Source organism: Candidatus Nitrosarchaeum limnium BG20, assembly GCF_000241145.1.
GTDB classification, from domain to species: domain Archaea; phylum Thermoproteota; class Nitrososphaeria; order Nitrososphaerales; family Nitrosopumilaceae; genus Nitrosarchaeum; species Nitrosarchaeum limnae.
Genome location: NZ_AHJG01000270.1, coordinates 1 through 778, shown reverse-complemented (window position 1 = coordinate 778; position 778 = coordinate 1). Strand labels below are relative to the sequence as shown.

Here is a 778-nt window from a genome sequence, read left to right as displayed (position 1 = left end):
GGATAGTGGTAGAATATCAAGAGTTTTGTGCCTATATTTAGGAAGTCCTTACACATATGTTTCATTAGGAAAACCAGTTGCGCCAGGCCAATTCAGTCTAGACGAGATGAAAAAGATCATCTCACTGAATGTTGATTGAATTTTAAACTAGAAAATCCATAAACTATTGATCGATTACATCAATTAAAAATCTGAATGTAAGACAGTTGAGAGTTTAAATCAATCATAATAATTTAGAAAATAAGATGTCAAAAACATTTGCAGTAATTGGAGATCCAATAGATCATTCACTATCACCAAATATTCACAGTGCAGCGTTTAGGGAATTGAATTTAGATTGTTCATATATCGCATATAGAATTCCAAAAGGGGAATTAGAAGAAGGAGTAGAATCCCTTAAAAAAATCAAAATAGACGGATTCAATGTAACAATTCCTCATAAAATTGAGATGATGAAATACATCGATAAACTTGATGACTCTTGTAGTATCATAGGAGCTGTAAACACAGTATCAAATGATAATGGAATTTTAAAAGGATACAATACTGATATGGATGGATTTTTGGAACCATTTAAGAAAAAAAACCTAAGTATAAAAAATAAAAAATTTTATTACTAGGAGCTGGAGGTGCTGCAAGAGCAATTGTTGCAGGATGTGCAAAAGAACACGCACAAACAATAACAATTGCAAACAGAACCATTCAGAATGCAAATAATCTTGTAAATTTTTCAAAAAAAATAGGTCTAGATGCAATTGCAATAAAAATTGAAGATGTA

At 30.7% G+C, this 778-nt stretch carries 1 protein-coding gene and 1 pseudogene; both read left to right on the top strand.

Going from position 1 to position 778, the window contains the following annotated elements; translation table 11 throughout:
- Window positions 1-13 precede the first annotated feature (13 nt).
- A complete protein-coding gene (locus tag BG20_RS12000; RefSeq protein ID WP_256359098.1) occupies window positions 14-139 on the top strand; it encodes a type I 3-dehydroquinate dehydratase in 126 nt (41 codons plus the stop codon).
- Window positions 140-245: 106 nt separating this feature from the next.
- A pseudogene (locus BG20_RS09550) lies at window positions 246-778 on the top strand (shikimate dehydrogenase family protein); the annotation flags it as partial.